Source organism: Streptococcus sp. HMSC034B05 (assembly GCF_001809055.1).
GTDB classification, from domain to species: Bacteria; Bacillota; Bacilli; order Lactobacillales; family Streptococcaceae; genus Streptococcus; species Streptococcus constellatus.
Genome location: NZ_KV795621.1, coordinates 244,994 through 270,499, shown reverse-complemented (window position 1 = coordinate 270,499; position 25,506 = coordinate 244,994). Strand labels below are relative to the sequence as shown.

Here is a 25,506-nt window from a genome sequence, read left to right as displayed (position 1 = left end):
GATAGCAACGAACCAAAAGGTAAGGACCAAACGGAAAACCAATCTAATACCAATTCAGGTACAAAAGCTTTACCAAATACTGGTGAAACTAATAGCCCATTCTTTACAGCTGCTGCAATGGCTGTCATTGTAAGTACAGGTGTATTATATGGTTTAGCACGTAACAAGAAAAGTGAAGAGACAGAGTAGTAAGTCTGGTAACGTACTCATATAGGCTCTTTATTAACTGTAGTGAGTTGACTGCATCTAACATCGAGAGAGGACAAAAAGTTGTCTTCTCTCTTTTGATGTTTAAGGCAATGAAAATGTGTGTTTTAAAGTTTGAAAAGTTTTAAAATCCGGAAGCTAGGTATTTGAGGTCCTTGATAAGCTTACTGATTGACTCCAAATTGGCATTGAAAATAAGAAAGCTTCAAGGTGCTCAGGATCTTGTTCTTGCCTTTCAAGAATGTCCTGAAGATAATCTGAAAGATAGGACGGACATTCGAGTAGGAGAAGTCGTTTTTGAATGAAAACTCTTTTAGTTTTGAGCCGTATATTTTTGTAGTAAAAAATATACCCGACAAAAGGTAAGTGTAACAGTGGTACTGACATCTTAGATGATAATAGTAAATCAGTCCGTTCTCTTTGTAAGTTAATTTCATCGAAAAAGCACCCCAAAAGTTAGTCAGGAAATCTAACTTTTGGGGTGCAGTCGATAAAGGTAAGTGCTAGTTTTTTTATTGTTCAATCTTTACTGAAAAAGAATGGAGGTGCAAATTGTTTTAATTTGTTAAAACAGTCTTGCGCTTTTTGATTGTCCTCACAGATAATCAAGCAGACATCATCACCACAGACGGTTGCAACAATCTCAGAAAACTCCAAAGCGTCTAAGATAGAGCCGAATGATTGTGCCAAACCAGGGAGCGTTTTCATAACAACTTGATTTTGAACGGGTCGCAGCATAATCAAAGCATCTTCCATGTAGAGGCGCAAGCGCTTTTCCCAGCGTGAAGGCGCCATGCTGTTGATAATGTAATAAGAAACATCCGCTTCGTGCACTTTTACTAAATTTAAAGCTTTGATGTCGCGAGAAAGAGTAGATTGTGTGACAGTAACACCGTTTGCAGAAAGCAAATCTTGTAATTCTTGTTGTGTATGAATTTTTTTCTCTAGGACAAGCGAACGAATTAATCGATGACGGCTTTCAATTTTATTCATATTTCACCTATTATTTTATAAACATAGCATCTCCAAAGCTGAAAAAGCGGTATTTTTCATCAATGGCATGTTGATAAGCGGAGAGCACCAATTCTCGACCTGCAAAGGCTGAAACGAGCATGACGAGAGTTGACTTGGGCAGATGGAAATTGGTAGAGAAAGCGTCTACGACTTTCCAATCGTAACCTGGTTTGATAAAAATGTTGGTCCAGCCGGAGTCAGCTTTAATTTCTCCATTAAACTTTGAACCAATTGTCTCTAGTGTACGGATAGAAGTCGTTCCGACAGCTATGACACGTTTTCCACTAGCCTTGACTTGTCGAAGCGTTTCGGCTGCCTCTTCTGATAAAGTGTAAAATTCTGAGTGCATTTCATGTTCATCTACATTGTCTACAGAGACAGGTCGGAAGGTTCCTAGCCCGACGTGAAGCGTTAGATAAACTAATTTCACGCCTTTTGCTTCAATCTTTGCAAGTAATTCTTTTGTAAAATGAAGCCCCGCAGTTGGAGCAGCAGCTGAGCCATTTTCCTTGGCATAGACTGTTTGATAGCGTTCGCGATCTTTTAGTTTTTCGTGTATGTAAGGTGGTAAAGGCATTTCACCGAGACTTTCAAGCACTTCTAAGAAAATACCTTGATAATGGAAGCGCACGATGCGTCCACCGTGTTCCAATTCTTCTAAGATGGTTGCTGTTAATCGACCGTCCCCAAAGGAAATTTGTGCTCCAACTTTTAAGCGTTTAGCTGGCTTTGCCAGCACTTCCCAATTATCACCTTCAGTGTTTTTCAAGAGTAGCAATTCAACATGCCCGCCTGTTTCAGGTTTTTCGCCGTGAAGGCGTGCTGGTAAAACGCGCGTATCGTTCATGACCAAAGCATCTCCAGGATGTAATTGATCAATAATTGCATCGAAGTGCGTATCTTCCATTTGACCAGTTTTGTGATTTACGACTAAGAGACGTGAGGCATCCCGTTTTTCTAAAGGGGTTTGTGCAATTAATTCTTCTGGCAAATGAAAGTCAAAATCAGCAGTATTCATATATTCTCCTTAAGCTGTAACTAAAATCCATAACGAATAACAACAAGCAAGCAGTGGCAGACACATGAGTAAAATTCCTAAAATCAGTAAGAGATAATGCCACATTCGCTTGGTGTTGAGAAAGATTGCAGTAATAAGAAAAGCAACTCCCATGAAAAATAAACAGAATAAATAGACTAACATTCTTCTATTATAGCACGATTTTTCGTGCAAACAAGCGTGGATTTTTTAAAAAGAAACAAATTCTCTTGACAAAAATTGGTCTATACCATATAATATGATTAAGTAAAGAAAAGGAGCTCAACGATGAGAATTATTCAAGTAGAAAATCAAGCAGCCGGTGGCAGAGTAGCCTTTGAATTGTTAAAAGAAAAATTAGCTGAAGGAGCAAAAACGATAGGTTTGGCAACAGGAAGCAGTCCTTTGAGTTTTTATGAGCAAATTGTTGAAAGTGACCTTGATTTGTCAGACTTAACCAGTGTGAATCTAGACGAGTACATAGGATTAAGTGGGGAAAATCCTCAGTCTTATCGTTATTTTATGCAAGAACATTTATTTAATCAAAAGCCTTTTAAAAAAAGCTTTTTACCAAATGGTGTTGCTGAAGACGCGGAAGCAGAAGTGAAACGTTACAACCAAATTTTGACAGAACATCCTGTTGATTTGCAAATTTTGGGAATTGGTACCAATGGTCATATTGGGTTTAATGAACCAGGGACGAGCTTTGATAGTACTGTTCATGTAGTGGATTTGGAGCAATCAACTATTGAAGCGAATGCTCGTTTCTTTGATAAAATAGAAGATGTACCGACGCAAGCTTACTCAATGGGGATTCGGAATATTCTCGATGCAAAATCTATTATTTTATTTGCTTATGGTGCTTCAAAAGCTAAAGCGATTGCAGGAACAGTAGAAGGACCGATTACAGAAGAATTGCCTGGAAGTGCTCTTCAAAAACATGAAGATGTGGTTGTTATCGCAGATAAAGAAGCCTTAAGCATTTTAAAAAATAAGAATCTATTTCCTATCTAATTTTTAGGTAGGTTTTTTATTATTTAAAAAAAATTCCTTATCTTACAGGGAAAATATGCTATACTAGAAGATAAGTGAGAACTCAGGAGGATTCTAGTGAAAAAGTTGTTAACTATTGTTTGTTTTTTTGTGTTGTGTGTGGGAACAATCACTATTCATGCGGACGAGTTAGTTGATATGGCGCAAAAAATGTATCCAGACGAAAAGGTCAATCCAATCAATCGTCCGAAATCATCCTTGATAGTAGATGCTAATACGGGAAATATTCTTTGGCAAGATAATATCGATGAAGTTCGTGACCCAGCTAGCATGAGCAAATTGATGACTTTGTATTTAGTTTTTGAAGCGATTCAGCAAGGAAAGTTGAGTGAAAATACAGTTATCAAAGCGACACCACGTGATCAGGCTATTGCAAATATTTACGAGATTTCCAATAATAAAATAGTAGCCGGTGTAGATTATACTGTTTCTGAATTGATTACCATGACAGCAGTTCCTTCATCAAATGCAACGACAGTTATGTTGGCGAATTATCTATCAAACAGTAATCCAGATACATTTTTGGACATGATGAATGCTAAAGCAAAAGAGTTGGGCATGACCAATACAAAATGGTTTAATGCCAGTGGAGCTGCAGCGGTTTCTTTTAAAGGCTTATACACGCCACAACGTTATGATAATAATGCTGCCAATCAGACAACAGCACGTGATTTAGCTATTTTAAGCTACAATTTTGTCAAAAATTATCCAAATATTTTAAACTACACAAATAAATCAGTTGTAACGGTGAAAAAGGGAACGCCGTATGAAGAAACTTTTGAAACTTATAATTACTCACTTCCTGGTGCAAGATATGCTATAAAGGGGGTTGATGGCTTAAAGACAGGATCAAGTCCACGAGGAGCTTTTAACTACATTGCAACGATTAAGCGTGGAAAACAACGCTTGATTAGTGTTATCATGGGAGTTGGGAATTGGTCTGACCAAGATGGAGAATATTACCGCCATCCATTTGGCAATGCCTTGATTGAGAAAGCTTATGCTGATTATGAGTACAAAAAAATTTTCAAGGCTGGAGAACAAACAATCAATGGAAAAAGATATAACCTGTCAAAAGATTTCTATGCAACTGTGAAAAAAGGGGCGTCAGCAAAACCAGTTGTGGAAAATGGAGTATTGAAAAATGATAATGGTCTGAAGCAACTTTCTTCGCTCATTGCAGATGGAGAAAGTGTCACAGACGTAAAGAAAAGAGCAACATCAACAGTACAAAGTACTATAGCAAAGTCTAACGGAAAAAGTTTGAAGCAACTGTTTTTAGATTATTATATTTTTATTGCAGTTCCCATAGTGATTTTTTTGTTGATTATTGTTTTTGAAATCATGAGACGAAAGCAAAAAAGAATGAATCGCTCTTCTCATAGCAATACTCAGTTTTCTCGTCGTAACAAACGTTAATCATTTATTTGTAGAATAGAAAGCTCGATTGGTGATTCCAGTCGAGTTTTATCACATTTTTTAGGGAGAAAGAAAAAGTCATGTTTAGGAAATTTCAAAATAGCTATTTTGCCTATTTTTTAATGTATAACTTTTATTTTTTAGCATATGCACTTTTTTCGACTTTAATTTCAGTATATATGCTTGATAAGGGTTATTCAGCTAGTCAGGTGTCACTTGTTGTCTCTGCCTCATTCTTTTCTTCTATGATTGTTCAGCCACTCATGGGGATTTTAAACGATAAGATTGGCATTAAAAAAGTGACCATTTATAGTTTTCTTCTGATTAATATCGCTGCAATCTTTTTTATGCAAGCCAATAATCTTTTATTGTTGACAGTCTGGTATAGTGCTGTTTTAATGTTGGTCAATGGAGTCAATCCTGTTATGGATGTGTTGGCTGCTAGAAGCCCTTATACTTATGGGAAAATCCGTATCTGGGGTACTTTTGGTTATGCAATGGGCTCACAATTAGCAGGATTGATTTATAAATTCATCTCACCGCAAGCAATTTTCATCGTGTTTATCGGTATGATGTGTGTGAGTATTCTTGGAGTATTTGGGATTGACCCAAAACATAATCAAGGTTCAAAAAAAGCCACACAAATGAAAAATGACTCTTCTATTGGGAAAATTTTCAAAAACAAAACATATTTGTTTTATCTTCTTATCGTGGCACTCTATTCTGGAGTTGGAAATACAGGGCATACATATATCCCTTCTATGCTAGAGCATAGCGGTTTAAGTGTTAATATGGCGACAACTGTAGTAGCTATTTCTGTAATTTGTGAGTCGCCATTGATTTTCTTTTCTTATCTTTTTATGGATAAGGTTCCAATTAAAAAATTGCTCTATATTCCTTTGGGGATTTTGCTTTTACAGTATGTGATTTATGGATTGGATTTGGGGCTTACTTCCAAAATTCTCTTAACTTTAATGTCAAAGCATGCTACAGGTATGCTGTTGATTATGGTGACTTTGAAGATTGTTGCTAACGTAGTAGATGAGAATTATTTGGTCACAGCTATTGCTTTGGTGCAGACAGCGCGCAATTTAGGAACCATTCTTATTCAAAATATTGCAGGAGATATTATTGATAAATCTGGCTATGAAATGATGAGTTTTTTCTTAGCTGGTGTAATGGTTCTAGTGCTTGTTTTAGCTTTCTTTTTGAAAGTACCAAACAAGTCAAGTCAGAAATTGTTTGGTTAAGAGAAGTATAAAGGGACTGGATTTTTTCCAGCCCCTTTATTAAGTACTTTGTTACTTTTGCTGTTTGAATGAAAAGAGGCATGTACAGATAATGGAATCAATAGCTCGATAGATAGCTAAAAATGATAGTCTAATAGTAAAAGGTGATATCAAAGCAAGGGAAGTTCCGTTTATTAAAGTCTACCTAATGAATACGAATCTATCATTTTTCCGCATTATTGTGGCAAAAATATAGATTTTAAAAGCGCTTTCTTAGATGTATAATGAAAATATCAAAATCAGGAGGACTTTAGATATGTCAACTTTTAAAGATGAATTTCTCTGGGGTGGAGCTGTTGCAGCACATCAACTGGAAGGTGGCTGGCAGGAAGGTGGAAAAGGTATCAGTGTGACGGATGTTATGACCGCAGCTCGTCACGGAGTGCCTCGGGAAATTACCCCAGGGGTCCTAGAAGGCAAATATTATCCTAACCATGAGGCCATTGATTTTTATCACCGTTACAAGGGGGATATTGCTCTTTTTGCGGAGATGGGCTTCAAGTGTTTCCGGACTTCTATTGCCTGGACGCGGATTTTCCCTAAAGGAGATGAAACAGAGCCTAATGAAGCCGGTCTACAATTTTATGACGCCCTTTTTGATGAATGCCTCAAGTATGGTATTGAGCCTATTATCACTTTGTCTCACTTTGAAATGCCTTATCATTTGGTAACCGAGTACGGTGGTTGGAAAAACCGTCAGGTGATTGACTTCTTTGTCCGTTTTTCAGAAGTTGTTTTTGAGCGTTATAAGGATAAAGTCAAATACTGGATGACTTTCAATGAAATTAACAACCAAGCTAATTATCAGGAAGATTTTGCTCCCTTCACCAACTCCGGGATTGTCTATAAAGAAGGCGATGATCGCGAAGCAATCATGTATCAGGCTGCTCACTATGAGTTAGTAGCTTCTGCGCGTGCAGTTAAGGTTGGTCACGAAATCAATCCTGACTTCCAAATCGGTTGTATGATTGCCATGTGTCCTATTTATCCGGCTACTTGTAATCCAAGGGATATTCTTATGGCTATGAAAGCTATGCAGAAGCGCTATTATTTTACAGATGTACATGTCTTAGGTCAACATCCTGAGCATATTCTCAAATACTGGGAAAGAAAGGGAATCAAGGTGGACTTTAGCAAGCAGGATCAGGAAGACTTACTGGCGGGCACTGTTGACTATATTGGCTTTAGCTACTATATGTCCTTTGCTATTGACTCCCATCGGGAGAATAACCCTTACTTCGACTTGTATATAATCCAATATTGACCGTTCCGTTTATTTTGGCTCCCATCGTCTCTGCTTCGATTGGTTACTGGTCTGTTCAACTTGGACTAGCTGGTAAAGCGATTGCCCAAACACCATGGCCAACACCTATTGGTATTGGAGCTTACGTTGGTTCAGGTGGTAATCTTGGTGCCTTTGTAGTTGCACTTATCTGTGCTCTGGCTGCCTTTGTAATTTGGTATCCATTTATTAAGATGTATGATACTAAGTTGTACAAAGAAGAAATGAACGGTGCTGAAGCGATTCAATAAATTTGTTTCCCCTTATAAAAGATTTGAGAAACTTTTTCGGAAGTTTCTCTTTTTTGCGAATAATTTCAGTAAAAGGGGAAAATAATCTATGCTAATAGCTTGTCAGGAAAATGGAAAACTACTAAATGCTGTGGAAGATACGGTAAATCCGCTGAATAGATTTCTTTGTCCAGCTTGTTTGGAGGCGGTCCGTTTTAAAAAAGGAAGAGTCATGCGACCGCATTTTGCTCATGTTTCTTTGAAAGAATGTCATTTTTATACGGAAAATGAAAGCGCAGAACACCTGAATTTGAAAGCTGCCTTGTTTACTTGGGCCAGAAAGTCTAATCATGCAGTTCAAGTGGAAGCGTATTTACCTAAATTGCAACAAATTGCAGATCTGTTAGTAGAGAAACAGATTGCGCTTGAAGTTCAATGCAGTTCGCTGAGTCAAAAGCGCTTAAAAGAGCGTACGGACAGTTATCATCAGCACGGTTATCATGTTCTTTGGCTATTAGGAAAGAAACTTTGGCTGAAAGATTCTTTAACTAATTTACAAAAAGATTTTCTTTATTTCAGTCAAAATATGGGCTTTTATCTGTGGGAATTGGATGATAAAAAGCAGGAGATTCGGCTCAAGTATCTGATTCACGAAGATTTGCATGGTCGAGCTCAATATAAGGTCCAGTCTTTTCCTTTTGGTCAGGGCAGCCTTTTGACTGTTCTACGAACGCCCTTTCAACGGCAGGAGATGACCAGTTTTCTAGCAAAAGAAGATAAAAATATTTGCCGTTATGTTCGTCAACAACTCTATTATCAACAACCTAAATGGATGAAATTACAGGCAGCATTGTATCAAGCGGGTGATAATTTATTGACTAAAACGGCTAGTGACTTTTATCCGCAGGTTCAGCCTGTTCGTGCCAGCTCTTTTTGTCAGATTTTTCAAGACCTCACACCTTATTACCAACAATTTTCAGCTTATTATGAAAAGGAAAAGAATAAAAATTTCCAAATTCTCTATCCTCCAGCTTTTTATACAAGGATTTTATCAGTATTTATGATAGAATAGGAAAGACGGAGGAAATTTTATGGCAAAACAAAGAAATGAAATTGAAGAAAAATACACTTGGGATTTAACGACGATTTTCCCAACGGATGAAGCGTTTGAAATGGAATTAGCACAAGTTTCAAAGGAATTAAAAGAAGCTAGTCATTTAGCAGGTCATCTTTTGGATTCAGCCGATAGCCTTTTAAAAACGACAGACATCCAAATGGATTTAATGCGTCGTATTGAAAAGCTTTATTCCTATGCTCACATGAAAAATGACCAAGATACGCGTGTGGCAAAATATCAAGAGTATCAAGCCAAGGGCATGGCTACTTATAGCGAGTTCGGGCAGGTGTTTGCTTTCTATGAGCCAGAATTTATGGCAATTACAGATGAACAGTATCAGGCTTTCTTAGCTGAAAAACCTGAATTGCAACTCTATCAGCACTTCTTTGACAAGTTATTGCAAAAGAAACCTCACATCCTTTCTCAACGCGAGGAAGAATTGTTGGCAGGTGCTGGTGAAATTTTTAGTGCTGCTGGTGATACTTTTGGAATTTTGGACAATGCCGATATCGTCTTTCCAATTGTACATGATGAAGAAGGCAATGAAGTACAATTGACGCATGGAAATTACATTAGCTTAGTGGAGTCAAAAAATCGTACAGTCCGTAAGGAAGCTTATGAAGCACTTTATAGCGTTTATGAACAATATCAACATACTTATGCTAAGACACTCCAAACAAATGTTAAGGTGCATAATTACAATGCAAAAGTACGTAAGTTTTCTTCGGCACGCGAAGCAGCCTTGTCTGCTAACTTTATTCCAGAAAGTGTTTATGAGAGTTTGGTGTCTGCAGTCAACAAACATTTACCACTCTTACATCGCTATGTTCAGTTACGAGCTAAGATTTTAGGCATTTCAGATCTCAAGATGTATGACGTTTATACATCGCTATCAGAGATAGATTATAAATTTACCTATGAAGCAGCTTTGACGAAAGCGGAAGAAGTTTTAGCAATTCTTGGAGATGATTATCTTAACCGAGTGAAAAAAGCCTTTTCAGAGCGTTGGATTGATGTTTGTGAGAATCAAGGTAAACGGTCAGGGGCTTATTCTGGTGGCTCTTACGATACTAATGCTTTTATGTTGCTGAATTGGCAAGATACCTTAGATAATCTCTTCACCTTGGTTCATGAAACGGGTCACAGTATGCATTCTAGTTATACTCGTGAAACACAGCCTTATGTTTATGGTGATTATTCTATTTTCTTAGCTGAGATTGCTTCCACTACCAATGAAAATATACTGACGGAGAAATTATTGGAAGAAGTAGATGACGATCAAACTCGTTTTGCGATTCTGAATCATTTCTTGGATGGCTTCCGCGGAACTGTTTTCCGCCAAACTCAATTTGCTGAGTTTGAGCATGCTATCCATAAGGCTGATCAAGAAGGTCAGGTCTTAACTAGTGAATTTTTGAATAATTTATACGCAGATTTGAACGAAAAATATTATGGTTTGACGAAAGAAGATAATCCACAAATTCAATACGAATGGGCACGGATTCCTCATTTTTACTATGACTATTATGTATTTCAATATGCGACTGGTTTCTCAGCAGCATCTGCCTTAGCCGATAAAATTGTCAATGGAACACAAGAAGATAAAGAGAAATATCTCCATTATCTCAGAGCAGGAAATTCTGATTATCCGCTGAATGTCATTAAAAAAGCTGGTGTTGATATGGAAAAAGAAGACTATCTCAATGCTGCCTTTGCAGTCTTTGAACGTCGTCTTGATGAATTTGAAGCACTTGTAGAAAAGTTGGGCTTGGCATAAATGGTCAAATCCTATAGTAAAAATGCTAATCATAATATGCGTCGCCCCGTTGTCAAGGAAGAAATAGTTGATTTTATGCGGACACGGCAAAAACGAGTTTCGGGCTCCTTAGAAGAGCTCGAAAATTTTGCTCATGAAGAAAATATTCCCATTATTCCTCACGAAACAGTTGCATATTTTCGTTTTTTGTTAGAAACGTTACAGCCTGAAAAAATTTTGGAAATTGGGACAGCCATTGGTTTTTCAGCACTTTTAATGTCAGAACATGCACCACATGCGCAAATTACAACGATTGATCGCAATCCAGAAATGATTGCTCTTGCTAAAGCAAATTTTGCCAAGTTTGATAAGCGCAGGCAAATTACATTGCTTGAAGGAGACGCAATGGCTATTCTTCCCAGCTTGAAAGATTTCTATGACTTTGTCTTTATGGATTCTGCCAAGTCCAAATACGTTGTTTTTCTGCCAGAAGTTCTGAAACACCTTGATTCGGGAGGAATTATCATCATAGACGATGTTTTCCAGGGTGGAGATATTGCTAAGGATATAATAGAAGTACGTCGAAGTCAGAGAACCATTTATCGTGGCTTGCAAAACTTATTTGATGCAACGCTTGATAATCCAGATTTAACAGCTACCTTATTACCGCTTGGTGATGGTTTGTTGATGATTCGAAAAAAATGAGATATTTGTGATTTTCTTATTATTAACAAGTTTTTAGAAAAATTTAAGATATTAAATTAATTTTATGGTACAATAAGAAAGTGAATTAAATAAAGGAGTTTTCATAATGAAGAAAAAAATTCTAGCAGGAGCTATTACGCTTTTGTCAGTTGTAACATTAGCAGCATGCTCACAAGCTGGTGGTAAAGACATTATCACGATGAAGGGAAATACAATTACTGTCAATGATTTTTATAATAAAGTAAAAAATAATGCAGCTGCTCAACAAGTACTTCTCAATATGACCATTCAAGAAGTTTTTGAAAAGAGTTATGGTAAGCATGTTACAGAAAAAGAAGTCACTGAAACGTTCAATAAGAGTAAGAGCACTTACGGAACTGCTTTTCAACAAGTATTGGCAAGAGCAGGATTGACGGAAGATACTTATCGTGAACAAATCAGAACCAACAAATTGGTCGAATATGCTGTCAAAAAAGCAGCTGAAAAAGAATTGACAGATGCAAATTATAAAAAAGCATACGAATCTTATACACCAGAAGTGACTGCTCAAATCATCAAAGTAGATAACCAAGACAAAGCAAAAGAAGTATTGGCAAAAGCAAAAGCCGAAGGTGCTGATTTCGGACAAATTGCCAAAGAAAATTCTACAGATAAGAAGACAAAAGATAAGGGTGGCGAAGTGAAGTTTGACTCAGCGTCAACAGATGTTCCAGATGCTGTTAAAAAGGCTGCTTTTGCTCTTGAAGCAAATGGTATTTCTGATGTTATCACCGTTAAATCATCAACCTATTCTTCAAGTTATTACATTGTGAAACTAAATAGTAAGTCTGAAAAATCAGCAAACTGGAAAGACTATAAGAAACAACTGAAAAATGTTATCTTGACACAAAAGCAAAACAATCGAACCTTTATTCAAAGAATTGTTGCCAAAGAATTGCAAGCAGCTAACATTAAAGTGAAAGATCAAGCTTTCCAAAATCTGTTCTCACAATATGTCAAGTCAGATAGCAAATCAACATCTAGCTCGTCATCTTCATCAAAATAAGTTGACGAAAAGCTCATAAGCGAGTATAATAAATCTATTGAGAATTGATTTTTGACCTCTTAGCCCAGAGAATTGGCGGTGCTGCAAGCCATGTGAGAGCTAAAACCATGCTACTCAGAGAAAAAATTGCATACATAATGAGAATGACAAGTTCATTGAATGAAGGTGGTACCGCGGTTTTTCGCCCTTCGTCTAGTGAACTTGTTTTTTGGCGAGGAATTGTCATGAAAACCTACCTTGTAAAGCAGAAATTTCGCTTTGGTGGTGAAAAGTTTGATATCAAAGATGATCGAGGAAACGTTGATTATCAAGTGGAAGGAAGCTTTTTAAAAATTCCAAAAACCTTCACCATTTATGACTATAAAGGTGAATTAGTGAGTCAGATTAGTAAAAAAACACTTACTTTTTTGCCCCAATTTGAAGTTCAATTGTGCAATGGTTCGAATTTTTATATTCGTAAAAAATTTACCTTTTTACGAGATAAATATGAATTTGACAACTTAGGTTTGCGCGTGGAAGGAAATATCTGGGATTTGGAATTTCGTTTGCTAGATGATCAGGGACAAGTAATTGCAGAGATTTCAAAAGAGTTATTTCATCTGACTTCCACTTATCAGGTTACGATTTATGAGGATTCCTATGCTGATTTGATCATTTCATTATGTATCGCCATTGACTATGTGGAGGCTCTCGAAAATAGCTCTTAGAGTTCGAGATAGGCAATAGGAAAATCATCTAAAGAAAAGTTTTAAGGAGAAGAAAAAATGAAACAATTATCGAGCGCTCAAGTACGCCAAATGTGGTTAGATTTTTGGGCTTCAAAAGGGCATGCTATAGAACCGTCTGTTAGTTTAGTGCCAGTCAATGACCCAACCTTGCTGTGGATTAACTCTGGGGTTGCAACGTTAAAGAAGTATTTTGATGGCACTATTATTCCAGAAAATCCACGGATTACCAATGCGCAGAAAGCGATTCGGACGAACGATATTGAAAATGTCGGAAAAACAGCGCGGCACCATACCATGTTTGAAATGTTAGGAAATTTTTCTATTGGTGATTATTTCCGTGATGAAGCAATTGAGTGGGCCTTTGAACTCTTAACCAGCCCTGAATGGTTTGATTTCCCGAAAGATAAGCTCTATATGACTTATTATCCGGACGATCATGATTCTTACAATCGTTGGATTTCAGTTGGTGTAGATCCAAGCCATTTGATTCCAATTGAGGATAATTTTTGGGAAATTGGTGCAGGACCTTCTGGGCCCGATACAGAAATTTTCTTTGACCGTGGAGAAGCTTTTGATCCTGAACATCAAGGACTTCGTTTACTTGCAGAAGATATTGAAAATGATCGTTACATTGAAATTTGGAATATTGTTCTGTCTCAATTCAATGCAGATCCATCTATCCCACGGAGTGAATATAAGGAGCTACCTCACAAAAATATTGATACAGGTGCAGGTTTAGAGCGTTTGGTGGCGGTTATCCAAGGGGCAAAAACAAATTTTGAAACAGACCTTTTCATGCCGATTATTCGTGAAGTAGAGAAGTTATCTGGTAAGAATTACAATCCAGATGGTGACAATATGAGCTTCAAGGTCATTGCAGACCATATCCGCTCTCTGTCATTTGCTATTGGGGATGGTGCTCTTCCAGGAAATGAAGGACGTGGCTATGTTTTGCGCCGCTTGCTCCGCCGAGCTTCTATGCATGGTCAAAAATTAGGAATCAATGAGCCTTTCCTTTACAAACTCGTTCCAACAGTTGGGAAAATTATGGAAAGTTATTATCCAGAAGTGCTTGAAAAGCAAGATTTCATCGAAAAAATTGTCAAAAGTGAAGAAGAATCATTTGCTCGTACACTTCATTCAGGTCAACACTTTGCACAAAGTATTGTAAAGGAACTAAAAACAAAAGGACAGTCTGTTATTTCAGGAACTGATGTCTTTAAACTTTATGATACCTATGGTTTCCCAGTAGAATTGACTCAAGAAATCGCTGAAGAAGCAGGTATGACAGTAGATCGTGAAGGTTTTGAAGCTGCTATGAAAGATCAGCAAGAACGAGCGCGGGCTAGCGTTGTTAAAGGTGGCTCTATGGGCATGCAAAATGAAACTTTGCAAAACATCACAGCTGAAAGCCACTTTAATTATGAAAAAGAAACCTTATCTGCAAATTTGGTTGCGATTGTGGCAGCTGACGAAGAAGTTGAAGAGGTTTCAACTGGGAAAGCTTACCTTGTTTTTTCAGAGACGCCTTTTTATGCTGAAATGGGGGGACAAGTGGCAGACCATGGACATATTTTTGACTCTGAAGGTCAACTCGTTGCCCAAGTTGTAGATGTTCAAAAAGCCCCAAATGGACAGCCGCTCCATACGGTAGAAGTGCTAGCACCACTCACGTTAGGCCATGAGTATAAACTTGAAATTGACCACGATCGTCGTCACCGTGTGATGAAGAATCACACTGCAACACACCTACTTCATGCAGCTCTTCATCATGTCTTAGGTAAACATGCAACGCAAGCAGGCTCTCTCAATGAAGTAGAATTTCTTCGATTTGACTTCACTCATTTCCAAGCAGTTACAGCAGAAGAGCTACGTCGCATTGAGCAAGAAGTTAATGAAAAAATTTGGGAAGCGATTGACATTAAAACTATTGAAACAGACATTGATACTGCTAAAGAAATGGGTGCGATGGCTCTCTTTGGAGAAAAATACGGAAAAGAAGTTCGTGTGGTGACAATTGGAGATTACTCTATTGAATTGTGTGGTGGTACTCACATGAAAAATACTTCTGAAATTGGTCTTTTCAAGATTATCAAAGAAGAAGGAATCGGCTCAGGAACACGTCGCATTCTCGCTGTGACAAGTAAAGAAGCATTTGAAGCTTATCGTGAGGAAGAAGATGTGCTAAAAGCCATTGCTACAACGCTCAAAGTTCCTCAACTAAAAGAGGTCTCTCATAAAGTTGAAACTCTTCAAGAGCAATTACGTCAATTGCAAAAAGAAAACGCTGAGTTGAAAGAAAAGGCAGCTGCAGCGGCTTCGGGTGAAGTGTTCAAGAATGTTCAAGAAGTTAATGGACATAGTTTTATCGCCAGTCAAGTTTCTGTGTCCGATGCTGGAGCCCTTCGTACGTTTGCCGATACTTGGAAACAAAAAGACTATTCAGATGTCCTTGTCCTTGTGGCGGCTATTGGTGAGAAAGTCAATGTCCTTGTAGCTAGCAAGACAAAGGAGATTCATGCTGGTAACTTAATTAAAGAATTAGCACCAATTGTAAATGGTCGTGGTGGTGGTAAACCAGACATGGCTATGGCTGGAGGAAGCAACCAAGCAGCTATTCAAGAATTACTTACAGCTGTTCCTGAAAAATTGTAATGTCATATTACTTTAAGCGAGATAGATCTGTGCTTGTCTCTACAAGGATTTCAAAGAATGAAATCTAAGAGAGTTGCATAAAAATCATACAAAAAACGAACAGTTTCGATATTCTGTTAGTCAGAACATCGGAATTATTCGTTTTTTTATTTGTACGATTAAGTTCTGGCGTTTTATAAATCCAAAAATAGCTTTCATATTTTTGATAGTTACAATTTTATAAAAATATGGTAAAATAGTTTTGGAGATAAAGCGCTTTCATTCAGCTAATTATGTTGCGATAAAAAGACAAATATTGCCAGTTAGCGTATGATTTTTTGTAAAAATTTACAAATTTATGACAAAGGAGATGATGTCGTTCAGTAGTACAGTTTAAGGTAGCGGAAACATGCTTTTTAAAGAGAGAAAGGAGATTCTTATGGGACTCATTAAAGCAGGAATTGGTGCTGTAGGCGGCGTATTGGCTGACCAATGGAAAGAATTCTTTTACTGTGATGCCATGGACAAGTCCGTCATGGTGGTCAAAGGACAAAAGCAAGTATCTGGACGTTCATCCAATACGAAGGGCAGTGACAACATTATTTCAAATGGTTCTGGAATTGCTGTTGCAGACGGTCAGTGTATGATGATTGTTGAGCAGGGAAAAATTGTCGAAGTTTGTGCTGAGCCCGGTCAATTCACTTACGACACCTCTAGCGAGCCGAGCATTTTTACAGGTAATTTAGGTGATTCCATTAAGGAGACCTTCAAACAAATCGGAAAACGGTTCACTTATGGTGGTGATACAGGCAAAGATCAGCGTGTTTACTATTTCAATACCAAAGAGCTGATTGATAATAAGTTTGGCACACCAAATCCGATTCCGTTTCGTGTAGTGGACTCAAAAATCGGCTTAGATGTGGATGTTTCTGTCCGTTGCTCTGGTGTTTATTCTTATAAGATTGCAGACCCACTTCTTTTCTATACCAATGTCTGTGGCAATGTCGAAAAAGAATATGTACGTGAAGAGTTAGAATCACAACTGAAAACAGAATTTATCAGTGCTCTTCAACCATCATTCGCTACATTGTCTGATTTAGAATTGCGACCAAATCAAATTGTTAGCCATAATACAGAACTCGAAAATGCTATGAATGAAGCACTCTCTAGCAAATGGGGCGAGCTTCGTGGTTTGAAAGTCATCAGTGTAGCTCTTGGTTCAGTAACTCTTCCAGACGAAGATGCTGAAATGATTAAGCAGGCTCAACGTGTGGCTATTATGAAGGACCCAACCATGGCAGCGGCTACCTTAGTCGGTGCACAGGCAGATGCTATGAAAGCAGCGGCTGAAAATCCAGGTGGTGCGATGACTGGCTTTATGGGAGTAGGAATGGCAGCGGGCGCAGGCGGTATGAATGCCCAAAATCTTTTTGCTATGGGACAAGAGCAGGCCGCTAGTCAGCAAACGCAAACAGCGAGTGCAACCTCTCAAACTCAAACTACTGCAGATAAATGGACTTGTCCAAATGGGCATGAAGCATCCGGCAAGTTCTGTCCAGAATGCGGTTCACCAAAACCTGTGAGTGACAGCTGGACTTGTACTTGCGGCGCTGTAAATAAGGGTAAATTCTGCTCAAATTGTGGAAAACCAAAGCCAGAACCCCAACGTCAATACCGTTGTAGCAATTGTGGCTGGCAACCAGAAGATGCTTATAATCCACCTAAATTCTGCCCTGAATGTGGCAATGTATTTGATGAAAATGACCTTGTTTAAAAGCTTTTCTAACTATCTCATAGCTCGATGACAGTAGAAAGGAGGTCATCATGGCTGATTTACAAGAATATAAATGTCCAAATTGTGGTGGTGCTCTTGAATTTAATAGTTCAATCCAGAAAATGAGGTGTCCTTATTGTGATTCCGAATTGGATATGTCAAGTTTGAAGGAATTGGATGAACAATTAAAAACCCAGACTGATGAAAATATGACCTGGAGTATGCAGGCTGGTGGTGAATGGGATACGGGCGAGATTGATCAGCTATCAGTTTATGTCTGTAAATCTTGTGGTGGTGAAATTGTTGCTGACGAGTCAACAGCAGCTACTTCGTGTCCATTCTGCGATAATCCTGTTGTTATGATGGGACGCTTTGCTGGTGATTTAAAGCCAGATTATGTGATTCCATTCAAATTAGATAAAAAGGCAGCAAAGGCGAATCTGAACAAGCATCTCATGGGGAAACGTCTCTTGCCAAAAGTTTTTAAAGACCAAAATCATATTGATGAAGTAAAGGGGGTTTATGTTCCGTTCTGGCTTTTTGACACAGAAGCAGATGCGGATGTTCATTATAAAGCAAGCAGGATTAGAACATGGAGTGATAGTGAGTATGACTATACCGAAACAAGCTATTTTTCAGTTATTCGTTCCGGTCAGTTAGCGTTTGAACATATCCCAGTAGACGGTTCAAGTAAATTGGATGATCAATTAATGGAATCCATTGAACCCTTTGATTTTTCAGAAGCTGTTGATTTTCAGACAGCTTACCTAGCAGGATACCTAGCAGATAAATATGATGTCGGAGCCGAGGAGAGCATTACTCATGCTAACAGCCGTGTCAAGCAAAGCACGGAGGAAGCCTTTGAAGATACAGTTACGGGGTTTTCTGCCGTTACCCCAGAATCTTCGAATATTCGCTTGATAAATGGTTCAACTAAGTATGTTCTCTATCCAGTTTGGCTCTTAAATACGACTTGGAGGGGCAAAAAGTTTGTCTTTGCGATGAATGGTCAGACTGGTAAATTCGTCGGAGATTTGCCCTTAGACAAGCAAGCTTATAGACGTTGGCTAATTGGACTGGGCGTGGCTGCAAGTTTAGTTAGTTATGCGGCTGTATGGATGATTCACTTACTGTAAGAAGGGAGGATGAGATTATGTTGAAGAAATTCATAACATTACTGACAACTCTTCTTCTCTCCTTTCTCATGATTGGGACTGTCTGTGCAGAAGAAACCAGCTATATTCGTGATGAAGTCTCAGCCTTTTCAAGCAAGGAAATAACAGAGATTAACAAAGCGGCTAAAGCTATTGAAGAACAATATCATTTGAAAGTTTACTTTTTAGCAGCAAAATCAGTAGGTGAAGATGGTATTTTGTCTTATGCTGAAAAGGTTTATCAAGAATCTGCAGGCACAGCTGAAGGTATTCTCCTTGCTGTTGATAAAGAAAAAAATGAATGGATCCTATATTATGCCGGAAACGCTAAAGAAAAGCTAGGAGCAAAGAGTGACGACATACTTTGGAAAGCTTTTGAGAGTGGGAAAAATATTTATAGCGGTGTTCGGTATTATCTCAATAAAGTAACCAAATTGCTCAATGCATCGGCCAATCCATTACTGGTAGATGAAGCGGACTTGCTGAAGCCGGATCAAGAAAAAGTCTTACTAGTAAAGCTCCAAGACATTAGTCAGCGCCAAAAATGCGATGTTGTTGTCGTGACCGTTAAGAGTCTGGAAGGAAAAAGTGCTCAAGACTTCGCAGATGACTACTTCGACTACAATGGCTACGGTCAAGGAAAAAATCATGATGGGGTGCTTTTCTTAATCAGTATGGCAGAACGGAAGTGGCATATTTCAACGACAGGCTACGGCATCACTGCTTTTACCGATGCTGGCTTAGACTACCTATCAAAGCAGTTCTTGCCTGATTTAAAAGATGGTGACTACAATGCTGCTTTTACAACCTACGCTGAGCAGTGTGATGAATTCCTCACTCAAGCACGAAAAGGGCAGCCTTATGATGTAAAAAATCTCCCTAAGGAGCCTTTAAGTTGGTACTGGATTCCTGGAGCATTGGCTATTGGCTTTGGTATTGCCTTTCTCATCGTAACAGGAATGAAAGGTCAGCTCAAATCTGTCTATCATCAAACCGGAGCCACTGATTACATCAAGAAAAATAGTCTCCAGATTACCAATGCTCAAGAATTCTTCCTCTACTCAAATGTAGATAAGAAAGCAAAACCGGAGCCTAGCAGCTCCAGTGATTCTGGGGGTAGTAGCACACATACATCTTCATCAGACAGAAGTCACGGGGGCAGTGGCGGAAGTTTTTAGATGGATAATAGTGGAAGTTAAAAAAGGTCAGGATATTTATGCTGACCTTTTTATTACACTTCATTTTACAACGGTGCGAATTTTAAAATTTTCAAACGATGTTGTCCACAATAATTTTATTTCTAGGGGAATTCAACGAGGAATTGGAAACGCTATTATTTTGCTTTACATCATTTTCCAAGTCAGAAAGAATATCTTCATTTGCCAGTTGATTTTCATACAAAAAAGTAGCAAACATCTTTCCTTTTATATTTGCATTGAAATCTGCAATGACTTTTGCATAGAAATAGCGTTTGCCTGCCAAACCTAAGACAATCAGCATATTTCCAAGAATTCCCAACATCAAGATTTGCCAGAGAATTTTTAAATTTTTCGTTTGAAAACTATCAATAATCATCCGAACAAGCGTTGGGTTTAAAACTGACTCAACCCATGTCAGCACGATAAACAGAAAGTAAATCGCTAGTAGTTTTTTTGAAATAAATCGTTTAAGCATATCTGATAAATCCTTATAGAACATATGAATACTTTAAAAACTCTCAAAAAGCTGTTTGAGAGTTTTAAGCGCGCCGTAGCAATTTTTTAATCAAACTGAGAATTTTAAATTTTAATGGCTGTGGATAATAGCGGAAGGTACCCATTTTGCGAACAATATAGCCATTGAAATTTTGTTTAAAGCAGAGCACGCCGTCTGAACCGTCGAAAATTCCTGTAATACCAAGAAAATTGTAAAAAGGAATATTTCGCTTGATAGCTTCTTTCATGACATATTCTTGAAGAAGTGCTGGGGCGTAGAATTTGTTAAATTCAGGATAGGAGCCACTAAAGAGATAAGTCGCTTCCTGTGGTGTGTAGATAAAGAGGCTGCCTGCAAGAACTTGGTCCTCTGTTCCATATTTATCTATCAATTCTTGCGCTTCGGCTTTGCGTGTTTCAAAACTTTCAAATTGGCTAGAGAATTCACGCAGTTGATTGTGCTTTTTCTCCGACTGAGGATTTTTTTCTAAATCCGCTTCTAATTTTTGAATTTTTTGTCTGAGTTTTTTTTGATCATTTTGCAGATGTTGCAAATAATCTTGAAAATTAAGCGTTGCAATCATAAAGTCTGCTTGATTACCAAAAGCATCGTAGAAATCTTGGTAGTAATCTAAAGATTTGTCACTATATTCACGCCGTTCGGAAGTGGCAGAAGTGATTTCTTTGAAAATATTTAATTTATCTCGTTTCAGCTTTTTTAATTGAATGCCGAAAGTATTCGCCTTTTTGACGGTTGATTTGCCATTTTTGCTGAAGGATTTGATGAGGTCTTTTTCGGTAAGACCTGCCAGATCTTTGACATAGTGCCAGTCAGGTTCCCCACCGGGATAGCCAGTCTGTAAACCATCAAATTCATAACCTAAAGCCGTCAATTCTTGTATCAACTCGGGCCTTTCTGGAGAGCTTGGCTGGCCGTCGCTGTCATATATTTGATATGTTTCATAAGGTTTGACAATTAGCTCTAAAGCACCATTTTCTTTGGCGTAGGTCTTGAGTTCACGGTAAAAAGCTTGCAGGTCGTGAGGATTTGTTGAAACAGGACCGCAATTGATTTCCATGTGAAGTCCACCTGTCATGGGCATACTGTAGAGCACAGCTGAAACAGTCACTTCATCATGTTCATTTGTGTGACCGACATATTGGCAAGTAAAACCGCGTTTCGCTAAGAGCATTTCCATTTCTACTGTTTGCATAAAAGAACGTTGAGCACAAGAAGCGCTATGGTTTACAAATTCTTCCTGACTAAGTCGTTTAAATGTCATACGATTCCTTTCTTAGTGTTTGCTGCGGAATTTCTTTCTCAAAGTATAGGCAAGGTTAGAGAGATGATAGAGAGGATTAGTTGGGAGATTAAATTCACCAACATATTCCTCAATAGTTGGATTGAACTTGGATTTGAAATGATAAAGCCCGCCGTTTAGATCGTTTTCAACTCCCCCCATATTTTGCCAATCGGCGCCACGTTCAAAGGCGTGTTTTGCGGTTTCATACCAAGTGAGGAGGGCTGGCTGGTAGCGGCGGTATTCTTCGTCCATTCCAGCATAGATATTTTCAGAGGTAGTTCCATATTCGAGAACCAAAGTTCCAGATAGAGGCACTGTTATGGCTCCTTGAGTCATTTTTTCTGCTAAGAAGTCCATTTCTTCTTGCAGTCGTTTTTGTTCCTGCTTGTTGTTTTCAATTTTACCGGGCTTGGTTTTTTCAGTAAATTTGCTAGCTTCTTTTTCAGCTTTGGATTTTTGTACTTGGAGATTTTCTAGACGCTCGTTTAAATTAATACTTGCAAGTGTGATATAGGAATGCTCAGGGTAGGTATCCAGCAATTTTTGATAATAATCTTGACCACGCAGATGGATACTTTTTCGATTTTCTGTTTTTTTCATCAAAGCAGAGAAATCGTCCAAAAGCTCTGAACCACCAAATTGGACTTGAATACCTTTGTTGCGAGCAGTGCGAATAGCTTGTCGTGTGCTTTTCGATAAAAGTTCTTCACTGAAATTATCCTTGTAAATATTTGCTTGAAAGCGTGGCTGAATGGTTTCATCCAATAATTCAGTGCGTCCAAGCCAGATAGCACCTGCTTTTTGCAAGTTGTTAATCAAATCAAGAGTTTTTGGATTGTCCTGTCGTTCTTCCCCACTTTGATTTTGAACTAAGAATAGACTAGGGTCAAACTTGATAAACAGAGCTTTTTTAGTTTTAGCAAATTTTTTCAAAGAAGTCAGAACAAAGTGTAGCAATTCCTGATCTTGATAGTCCATAATAGGGCCACGCGGAATATACAGCATGGTCATACTGAGTGGCAGTGGCTTGATGAGAATGCTGGCCGAGGCTACTAATTGATTATTTTTGTAAAAACCAATTCGTTCATTGTCCCAGTTATCTTTAACCTTTGCCCAAGAAGCACTTTGAAGTAAGTTGGTTTGAGAGCTTTGCTTAACAAAATCATCGTGTTCTTGAGCAGAGATTCCGATTTTATAAATGTACATTAGTTTAAAACCCACTCTCTAATAGCATATGCAACGCCTGATTCGTCATTTGATTTGGTAATGTATTTGGCGATTTTTTTCAGTTCATCAGTTCCATTTTCCATTACAACAGGATTTCCCACGACTTCTAGCATAGAACGATCATTTTCTTCGTCACCAATCGCCATAGTTTCTTCTTTTGTCAATCCTAATTTTTCTGCCAGATGCACGACTGCAGCTCCTTTGTTGACTGTTTTTTTGACAATTTCTAAGTAAAAAGGTGCAGATTTTACGAGTGTGTATTTATCGTACAATTCTTTAGGAAGTTTCGTGATTGCTTGATCCAAAATTTCTGGTTCGTCAATATACATGATTTTAACGATTTCTTTATCTATCATTTCCTCTGGAGTGCGGTAGTAGACTGGCATATTAACTAACCCAGCTTCGTAAACAGTATATTTTCCAATGTTACGGTTAGCAGTATAAATGCCGTCCTTGGTGATAGCGTGCATATGAACTCCTAGCTTGCGGCTGAGGCATTCGATGTCCAGATAATCCTCATAAGACAGGGGTTCTTTGATATATTCCTCCCCTGTTACTGTATCTTGCACCAGCCCGCCATTGAAGGTAATGACATAGTCGCCTGGCTCATTTAGGTGTAATTCTTCGAGTAAATTTCTCACTCCTGGAATAGGGCGTCCGGTTGCAATGACGATCTTTACTCCAGCAGCTTTCGCATCTTGTACAGCACTGAAAACCTCAGGTGTGACTTCTCTTTTATTGTTCAATAAGGTTCCGTCAATGTCAACGGCAACTAATTTAATCCTCATGTTTGTGTGATTCTCCATAGATAAATTGGTCATTTTTGATATACGACAAGAAAGTTTTACTATTTTCACTAAAAAGTCCGGCTTCTTTCAGCATCTCTTTTGGGAAATAGAAACGATTGTCTCCATGTCTTGTGCCTGCTAACGATTCAACAATGGGCGACAAAGTGGATAATTCAGCAAGATTGCCATCTTTTTGCACAATTTCAATCTGAGTTCGCGGATTTTCTACATGTGGTCGATAGAAATCATACGGCAAGTCAAAATTACGATGAATGGCAGTGTAGTAGTCAGGGTTAAAGCCGACTTCTGCAACTAAATTCCGCATGATATTCAGATATTTTTCATTTTTTTCAGAGAAAATAATGGATTTAAAGACCTTACGGTTGATGAAACGCTGTGCTAAATCAGATAAAATCGTATCAGGACTCGTCATCCAAACTTGGAAATAGGTGTTCATAACCCCATCATCCAAAGCAAGATAATCTTTCAAAGTCACTCTGTTTTCAAAGAAAGGAATAAGGTTGGGAGAAGAGAGCGCAAAATAGTCTTTCTGCTTTTCATAGAGAAATTTTGCTCGCTTGAGCAAATTCTGTAAGAGTACTTCCATCGCACGGCTAGCTGGATGGAAATAGACCTGCATATACATTTGATAACGACTGACGACATAATCTTCCACAGCATGCATACCGCTGCGTTTGAAAGCAATGCCATTTTCTACTGGACAAATAACGCGCAAAATCCGTGTTAAGTCAAATTGTCCATAAGAAGCACCTGTATAGTAGGAATCTCGCAAGAGATAATCCATACGATCCACATCGATTTGACTGGAAATCAACTGAACAACCTGTTTATTAGGATAAGTATGGTTGATAACACTGGCTACTTTTTCTGGAAAATCAGGTGAAACTTGAACCAGCACTTGGTTAATCTCAGTTTCAGGGCTCGTGATAATCTGGCGTGTAATTTCTTCGTGGTCGGTATCAAACAGACGCTCGAAAGTATGTGAATAAGCGCCGTGACCTACATCGTGTAAGAGGGCTGTTGCCATGACTAAGAGACTTTCATGACGATTCCAAACTTCTGGATATTTTTCGTTAAAAATCTTTGTGATGCGTCTGGAAATTTCGTAGGCTCCAAGACAATGTGAAAAACGGCTGTGTTCGCCTCCATGAAAAGTATAGCCAGAAGTTCCTAGCTGTTTAATGCGGCGCAGTCGTTGAAATTCTTTAGTGTTTATTAAATCATAGATGACTTGGTGATCTACATGAATGTAATTGTGCACGGGATCACGAAATACTTTTTCAATCATGGCTCTATTATACCATAAAACAGAAGAAGACCACACTGAAAAAATTAAAGGAAAGAAAGGAAGAAATCTTTGAGATTTTCTGATAAAATAGAAAAGAAAAGCAGTAGATGAGGAGCTTATAGTGTGAAGATTAGAATCAAAAATCAGATACAGTTTGATGAACAAGTAGAACAAATTGATCAAACTTATGACGGAGAATGGCAGAAAAAGGGAGCTTATCATTACTTGCGTTTTGAAAATGAAGAGAATGAAAATGTTGTTTTGAAGTTTCAGGATGAGGAACTAGTCATGACACGCTTCTCTACTCCTAAATCTTTGATGCGGTTTATCAAAGGAGGAGAAGCCTTGATTGGAATTCCCACACCGGTCGGCATACAGCAATTTATCACAAAAACAAGTCATTACCAGGTTGATTTGAAAAAGCAGACACTTGAACTTCATTATCAATTGAGAACACGTGATAGTGAGCAGATTTTTGCAAGTTATCAAATGGAGATTTCCTGGAAATAGGATAGAGAAAAATGATTCCCAGTTTAGCAATAGTTGCTATGTTGGTTGTCAGTAGATGTATTTGATTTTTCGTAATCAGAGACAATATGTCTTTAGATTCAATTTTGCCAAACTTCATAGTGATTATTTTATTTATTTCAGCTGGTTATCTGTTGAGTAAAAATAGGCAGTTACTGAACTTTTTTGCTTGAAAAAATCAAAAAATTTGATATAATAAAAATACTCAAGGGA

The 25,506-nt window shown here is 38.1% G+C and carries 21 protein-coding genes and 2 pseudogenes; 16 read left to right on the top strand and 7 right to left on the bottom strand.

Annotated elements, in window-relative coordinates; genetic code table 11:
• Positions 1-189, top strand: a 189-nt coding sequence (locus HMPREF2542_RS07960) for an LPXTG cell wall anchor domain-containing protein (protein WP_148129471.1), incomplete at its 5' end; no start/stop codon positions are given.
• Between the two features lie 537 nt (positions 190-726).
• On the opposite strand, the gene HMPREF2542_RS07955 is transcribed toward HMPREF2542_RS07960, so the two are convergent.
• Together HMPREF2542_RS07955 and queA are read right to left on the bottom strand one after the other, a co-directional pair.
• Entirely contained in the window at positions 727-1,200 is a 474-nt protein-coding gene (locus tag HMPREF2542_RS07955; protein ID WP_003069883.1) for an arginine repressor, read from the bottom strand.
• A 10-nt stretch (positions 1,201-1,210) separates the two neighbouring features.
• Positions 1,211-2,239 (bottom strand): tRNA preQ1(34) S-adenosylmethionine ribosyltransferase-isomerase QueA, encoded by a 1,029-nt coding sequence (gene queA, locus HMPREF2542_RS07950; RefSeq protein ID WP_070484696.1) that lies wholly within the window; start codon positions 2,237-2,239, stop codon positions 1,211-1,213.
• Positions 2,240-2,545: 306 nt separating this feature from the next.
• Here queA and HMPREF2542_RS07945 point away from each other — a divergent pair, with 306 nt between their 5' ends.
• The 14 genes and pseudogenes from HMPREF2542_RS07945 (at position 2,546) to HMPREF2542_RS07875 (ending at position 19,621) form a co-directional block, all read left to right on the top strand.
• Positions 2,546-3,271 (top strand): glucosamine-6-phosphate deaminase, encoded by a 726-nt coding sequence (locus tag HMPREF2542_RS07945; protein ID WP_070484694.1) that lies wholly within the window; start codon positions 2,546-2,548, stop codon positions 3,269-3,271.
• 96 nt (positions 3,272-3,367) lie between these two features.
• Positions 3,368-4,729 (top strand): DUF1958 domain-containing protein, encoded by a 1,362-nt coding sequence (locus HMPREF2542_RS07940; protein WP_049476614.1) that lies wholly within the window; start codon positions 3,368-3,370, stop codon positions 4,727-4,729.
• Between the two features lie 80 nt (positions 4,730-4,809).
• Positions 4,810-5,979 (top strand): MFS transporter, encoded by a 1,170-nt coding sequence (locus HMPREF2542_RS07935; protein WP_058670285.1) that lies wholly within the window; start codon positions 4,810-4,812, stop codon positions 5,977-5,979.
• Between the two features lie 295 nt (positions 5,980-6,274).
• Positions 6,275-7,261 (top strand): annotated as a pseudogene (locus HMPREF2542_RS07930) (6-phospho-beta-glucosidase); the annotation flags it as partial.
• Positions 7,255-7,551 (top strand): annotated as a pseudogene (gene celB, locus HMPREF2542_RS07925) (PTS cellobiose transporter subunit IIC); the annotation flags it as partial. The pseudogenes HMPREF2542_RS07930 and celB, both read left to right, overlap by 7 nt.
• 88 nt (positions 7,552-7,639) lie before the next feature.
• A complete protein-coding gene (locus HMPREF2542_RS07920) occupies positions 7,640-8,602 on the top strand; it encodes a competence protein CoiA (RefSeq protein WP_058670287.1) in 963 nt (320 codons plus the stop codon).
• 19 nt (positions 8,603-8,621) lie between these two features.
• Complete coding sequence (gene pepF / locus HMPREF2542_RS07915) at positions 8,622-10,424, top strand: oligoendopeptidase F (protein WP_058670288.1); 1,803 nt, start codon at positions 8,622-8,624, stop codon at positions 10,422-10,424.
• Positions 10,425-11,108, top strand: a complete 684-nt coding sequence (locus HMPREF2542_RS07910; protein WP_058670289.1) for an O-methyltransferase — start codon at positions 10,425-10,427, stop codon at positions 11,106-11,108.
• 106 nt (positions 11,109-11,214) lie between these two features.
• Positions 11,215-12,153, top strand: a complete 939-nt coding sequence (gene prsA, locus HMPREF2542_RS07905; protein ID WP_003069861.1) for a peptidylprolyl isomerase PrsA — start codon at positions 11,215-11,217, stop codon at positions 12,151-12,153.
• 137 nt (positions 12,154-12,290) lie between these two features.
• On the top strand, positions 12,291-12,860 hold the full coding sequence (locus HMPREF2542_RS07895) for an LURP-one-related/scramblase family protein (protein ID WP_080749299.1): 570 nt from the start codon (positions 12,291-12,293) through the stop codon (positions 12,858-12,860).
• A 57-nt stretch (positions 12,861-12,917) separates the two neighbouring features.
• Positions 12,918-15,536, top strand: a complete 2,619-nt coding sequence (gene alaS, locus HMPREF2542_RS07890; protein WP_070484691.1) for an alanine--tRNA ligase — start codon at positions 12,918-12,920, stop codon at positions 15,534-15,536.
• A 418-nt stretch (positions 15,537-15,954) separates the two neighbouring features.
• Positions 15,955-17,289 carry an SPFH domain-containing protein gene (locus HMPREF2542_RS07885; protein ID WP_070484690.1) on the top strand — a complete coding sequence of 445 codons (1,335 nt, stop codon included), beginning with the start codon at positions 15,955-15,957 and terminating at the stop codon, positions 17,287-17,289.
• A 50-nt stretch (positions 17,290-17,339) separates the two neighbouring features.
• Positions 17,340-18,425 (top strand): TFIIB-type zinc ribbon-containing protein, encoded by a 1,086-nt coding sequence (locus HMPREF2542_RS07880; RefSeq protein WP_058670292.1) that lies wholly within the window; start codon positions 17,340-17,342, stop codon positions 18,423-18,425.
• A 17-nt stretch (positions 18,426-18,442) separates the two neighbouring features.
• Positions 18,443-19,621, top strand: coding sequence for a TPM domain-containing protein (locus HMPREF2542_RS07875; RefSeq protein WP_058670293.1), 1,179 nt, complete (start codon positions 18,443-18,445; stop codon positions 19,619-19,621).
• Positions 19,622-19,712: 91 nt separating this feature from the next.
• Here the strand turns inward: HMPREF2542_RS07875 and HMPREF2542_RS07870 are convergent, their stop codons facing one another.
• The 5 genes from HMPREF2542_RS07870 to HMPREF2542_RS07850 form a co-directional block, all read right to left on the bottom strand.
• Positions 19,713-20,117 carry an ABC transporter ATP-binding protein gene (locus HMPREF2542_RS07870; protein WP_049517331.1) on the bottom strand — a complete coding sequence of 135 codons (405 nt, stop codon included), beginning with the start codon at positions 20,115-20,117 and terminating at the stop codon, positions 19,713-19,715.
• 64 nt (positions 20,118-20,181) lie between these two features.
• Positions 20,182-21,420, bottom strand: coding sequence for an aminoacyltransferase (locus HMPREF2542_RS07865; protein ID WP_058670294.1), 1,239 nt, complete (start codon positions 21,418-21,420; stop codon positions 20,182-20,184).
• A 12-nt stretch (positions 21,421-21,432) separates the two neighbouring features.
• Entirely contained in the window at positions 21,433-22,647 is a 1,215-nt protein-coding gene (locus HMPREF2542_RS07860) for an aminoacyltransferase (RefSeq protein ID WP_058670295.1), read from the bottom strand.
• Complete coding sequence (gene yidA, locus HMPREF2542_RS07855) at positions 22,647-23,456, bottom strand: sugar-phosphatase (RefSeq protein ID WP_058670296.1); 810 nt, start codon at positions 23,454-23,456, stop codon at positions 22,647-22,649. Before yidA ends, HMPREF2542_RS07860 begins: the two co-directional genes overlap by 1 nt.
• Positions 23,446-24,765, bottom strand: a complete 1,320-nt coding sequence (locus tag HMPREF2542_RS07850) for an HD domain-containing protein (RefSeq protein WP_058670297.1) — start codon at positions 24,763-24,765, stop codon at positions 23,446-23,448. Before HMPREF2542_RS07850 ends, yidA begins: the two co-directional genes overlap by 11 nt.
• Before the next feature lie 123 nt (positions 24,766-24,888).
• On the opposite strand from HMPREF2542_RS07850, the gene HMPREF2542_RS07845 reads away from it, so the two are divergent.
• Positions 24,889-25,275 (top strand): YwiB family protein, encoded by a 387-nt coding sequence (locus HMPREF2542_RS07845; protein ID WP_058670298.1) that lies wholly within the window; start codon positions 24,889-24,891, stop codon positions 25,273-25,275.
• Positions 25,276-25,506: the final 231 nt, after the last annotated feature.

Coding starts and splice junctions, on each gene's coding strand:
- HMPREF2542_RS07955 (WP_003069883.1), bottom strand. CDS start 1,200: ATGAATAAAATTGAAAGCCGTCATCGATTAATTCGTTCGCTTGTCCTA.
- queA (WP_070484696.1), bottom strand. CDS start 2,239: ATGAATACTGCTGATTTTGACTTTCATTTGCCAGAAGAATTAATTGCA.
- HMPREF2542_RS07945 (WP_070484694.1), top strand. CDS start 2,546: ATGAGAATTATTCAAGTAGAAAATCAAGCAGCCGGTGGCAGAGTAGCC.
- HMPREF2542_RS07935 (WP_058670285.1), top strand. CDS start 4,810: ATGTTTAGGAAATTTCAAAATAGCTATTTTGCCTATTTTTTAATGTAT.
- HMPREF2542_RS07920 (WP_058670287.1), top strand. CDS start 7,640: ATGCTAATAGCTTGTCAGGAAAATGGAAAACTACTAAATGCTGTGGAA.
- pepF (WP_058670288.1), top strand. CDS start 8,622: ATGGCAAAACAAAGAAATGAAATTGAAGAAAAATACACTTGGGATTTA.
- HMPREF2542_RS07910 (WP_058670289.1), top strand. CDS start 10,425: ATGGTCAAATCCTATAGTAAAAATGCTAATCATAATATGCGTCGCCCC.
- prsA (WP_003069861.1), top strand. CDS start 11,215: ATGAAGAAAAAAATTCTAGCAGGAGCTATTACGCTTTTGTCAGTTGTA.
- HMPREF2542_RS07895 (WP_080749299.1), top strand. CDS start 12,291: ATGAGAATGACAAGTTCATTGAATGAAGGTGGTACCGCGGTTTTTCGC.
- alaS (WP_070484691.1), top strand. CDS start 12,918: ATGAAACAATTATCGAGCGCTCAAGTACGCCAAATGTGGTTAGATTTT.
- HMPREF2542_RS07885 (WP_070484690.1), top strand. CDS start 15,955: ATGGGACTCATTAAAGCAGGAATTGGTGCTGTAGGCGGCGTATTGGCT.
- HMPREF2542_RS07880 (WP_058670292.1), top strand. CDS start 17,340: ATGGCTGATTTACAAGAATATAAATGTCCAAATTGTGGTGGTGCTCTT.
- HMPREF2542_RS07875 (WP_058670293.1), top strand. CDS start 18,443: ATGTTGAAGAAATTCATAACATTACTGACAACTCTTCTTCTCTCCTTT.
- HMPREF2542_RS07870 (WP_049517331.1), bottom strand. CDS start 20,117: ATGCTTAAACGATTTATTTCAAAAAAACTACTAGCGATTTACTTTCTG.
- HMPREF2542_RS07865 (WP_058670294.1), bottom strand. CDS start 21,420: ATGACATTTAAACGACTTAGTCAGGAAGAATTTGTAAACCATAGCGCT.
- HMPREF2542_RS07860 (WP_058670295.1), bottom strand. CDS start 22,647: ATGTACATTTATAAAATCGGAATCTCTGCTCAAGAACACGATGATTTT.
- yidA (WP_058670296.1), bottom strand. CDS start 23,456: ATGAGGATTAAATTAGTTGCCGTTGACATTGACGGAACCTTATTGAAC.
- HMPREF2542_RS07850 (WP_058670297.1), bottom strand. CDS start 24,765: ATGATTGAAAAAGTATTTCGTGATCCCGTGCACAATTACATTCATGTA.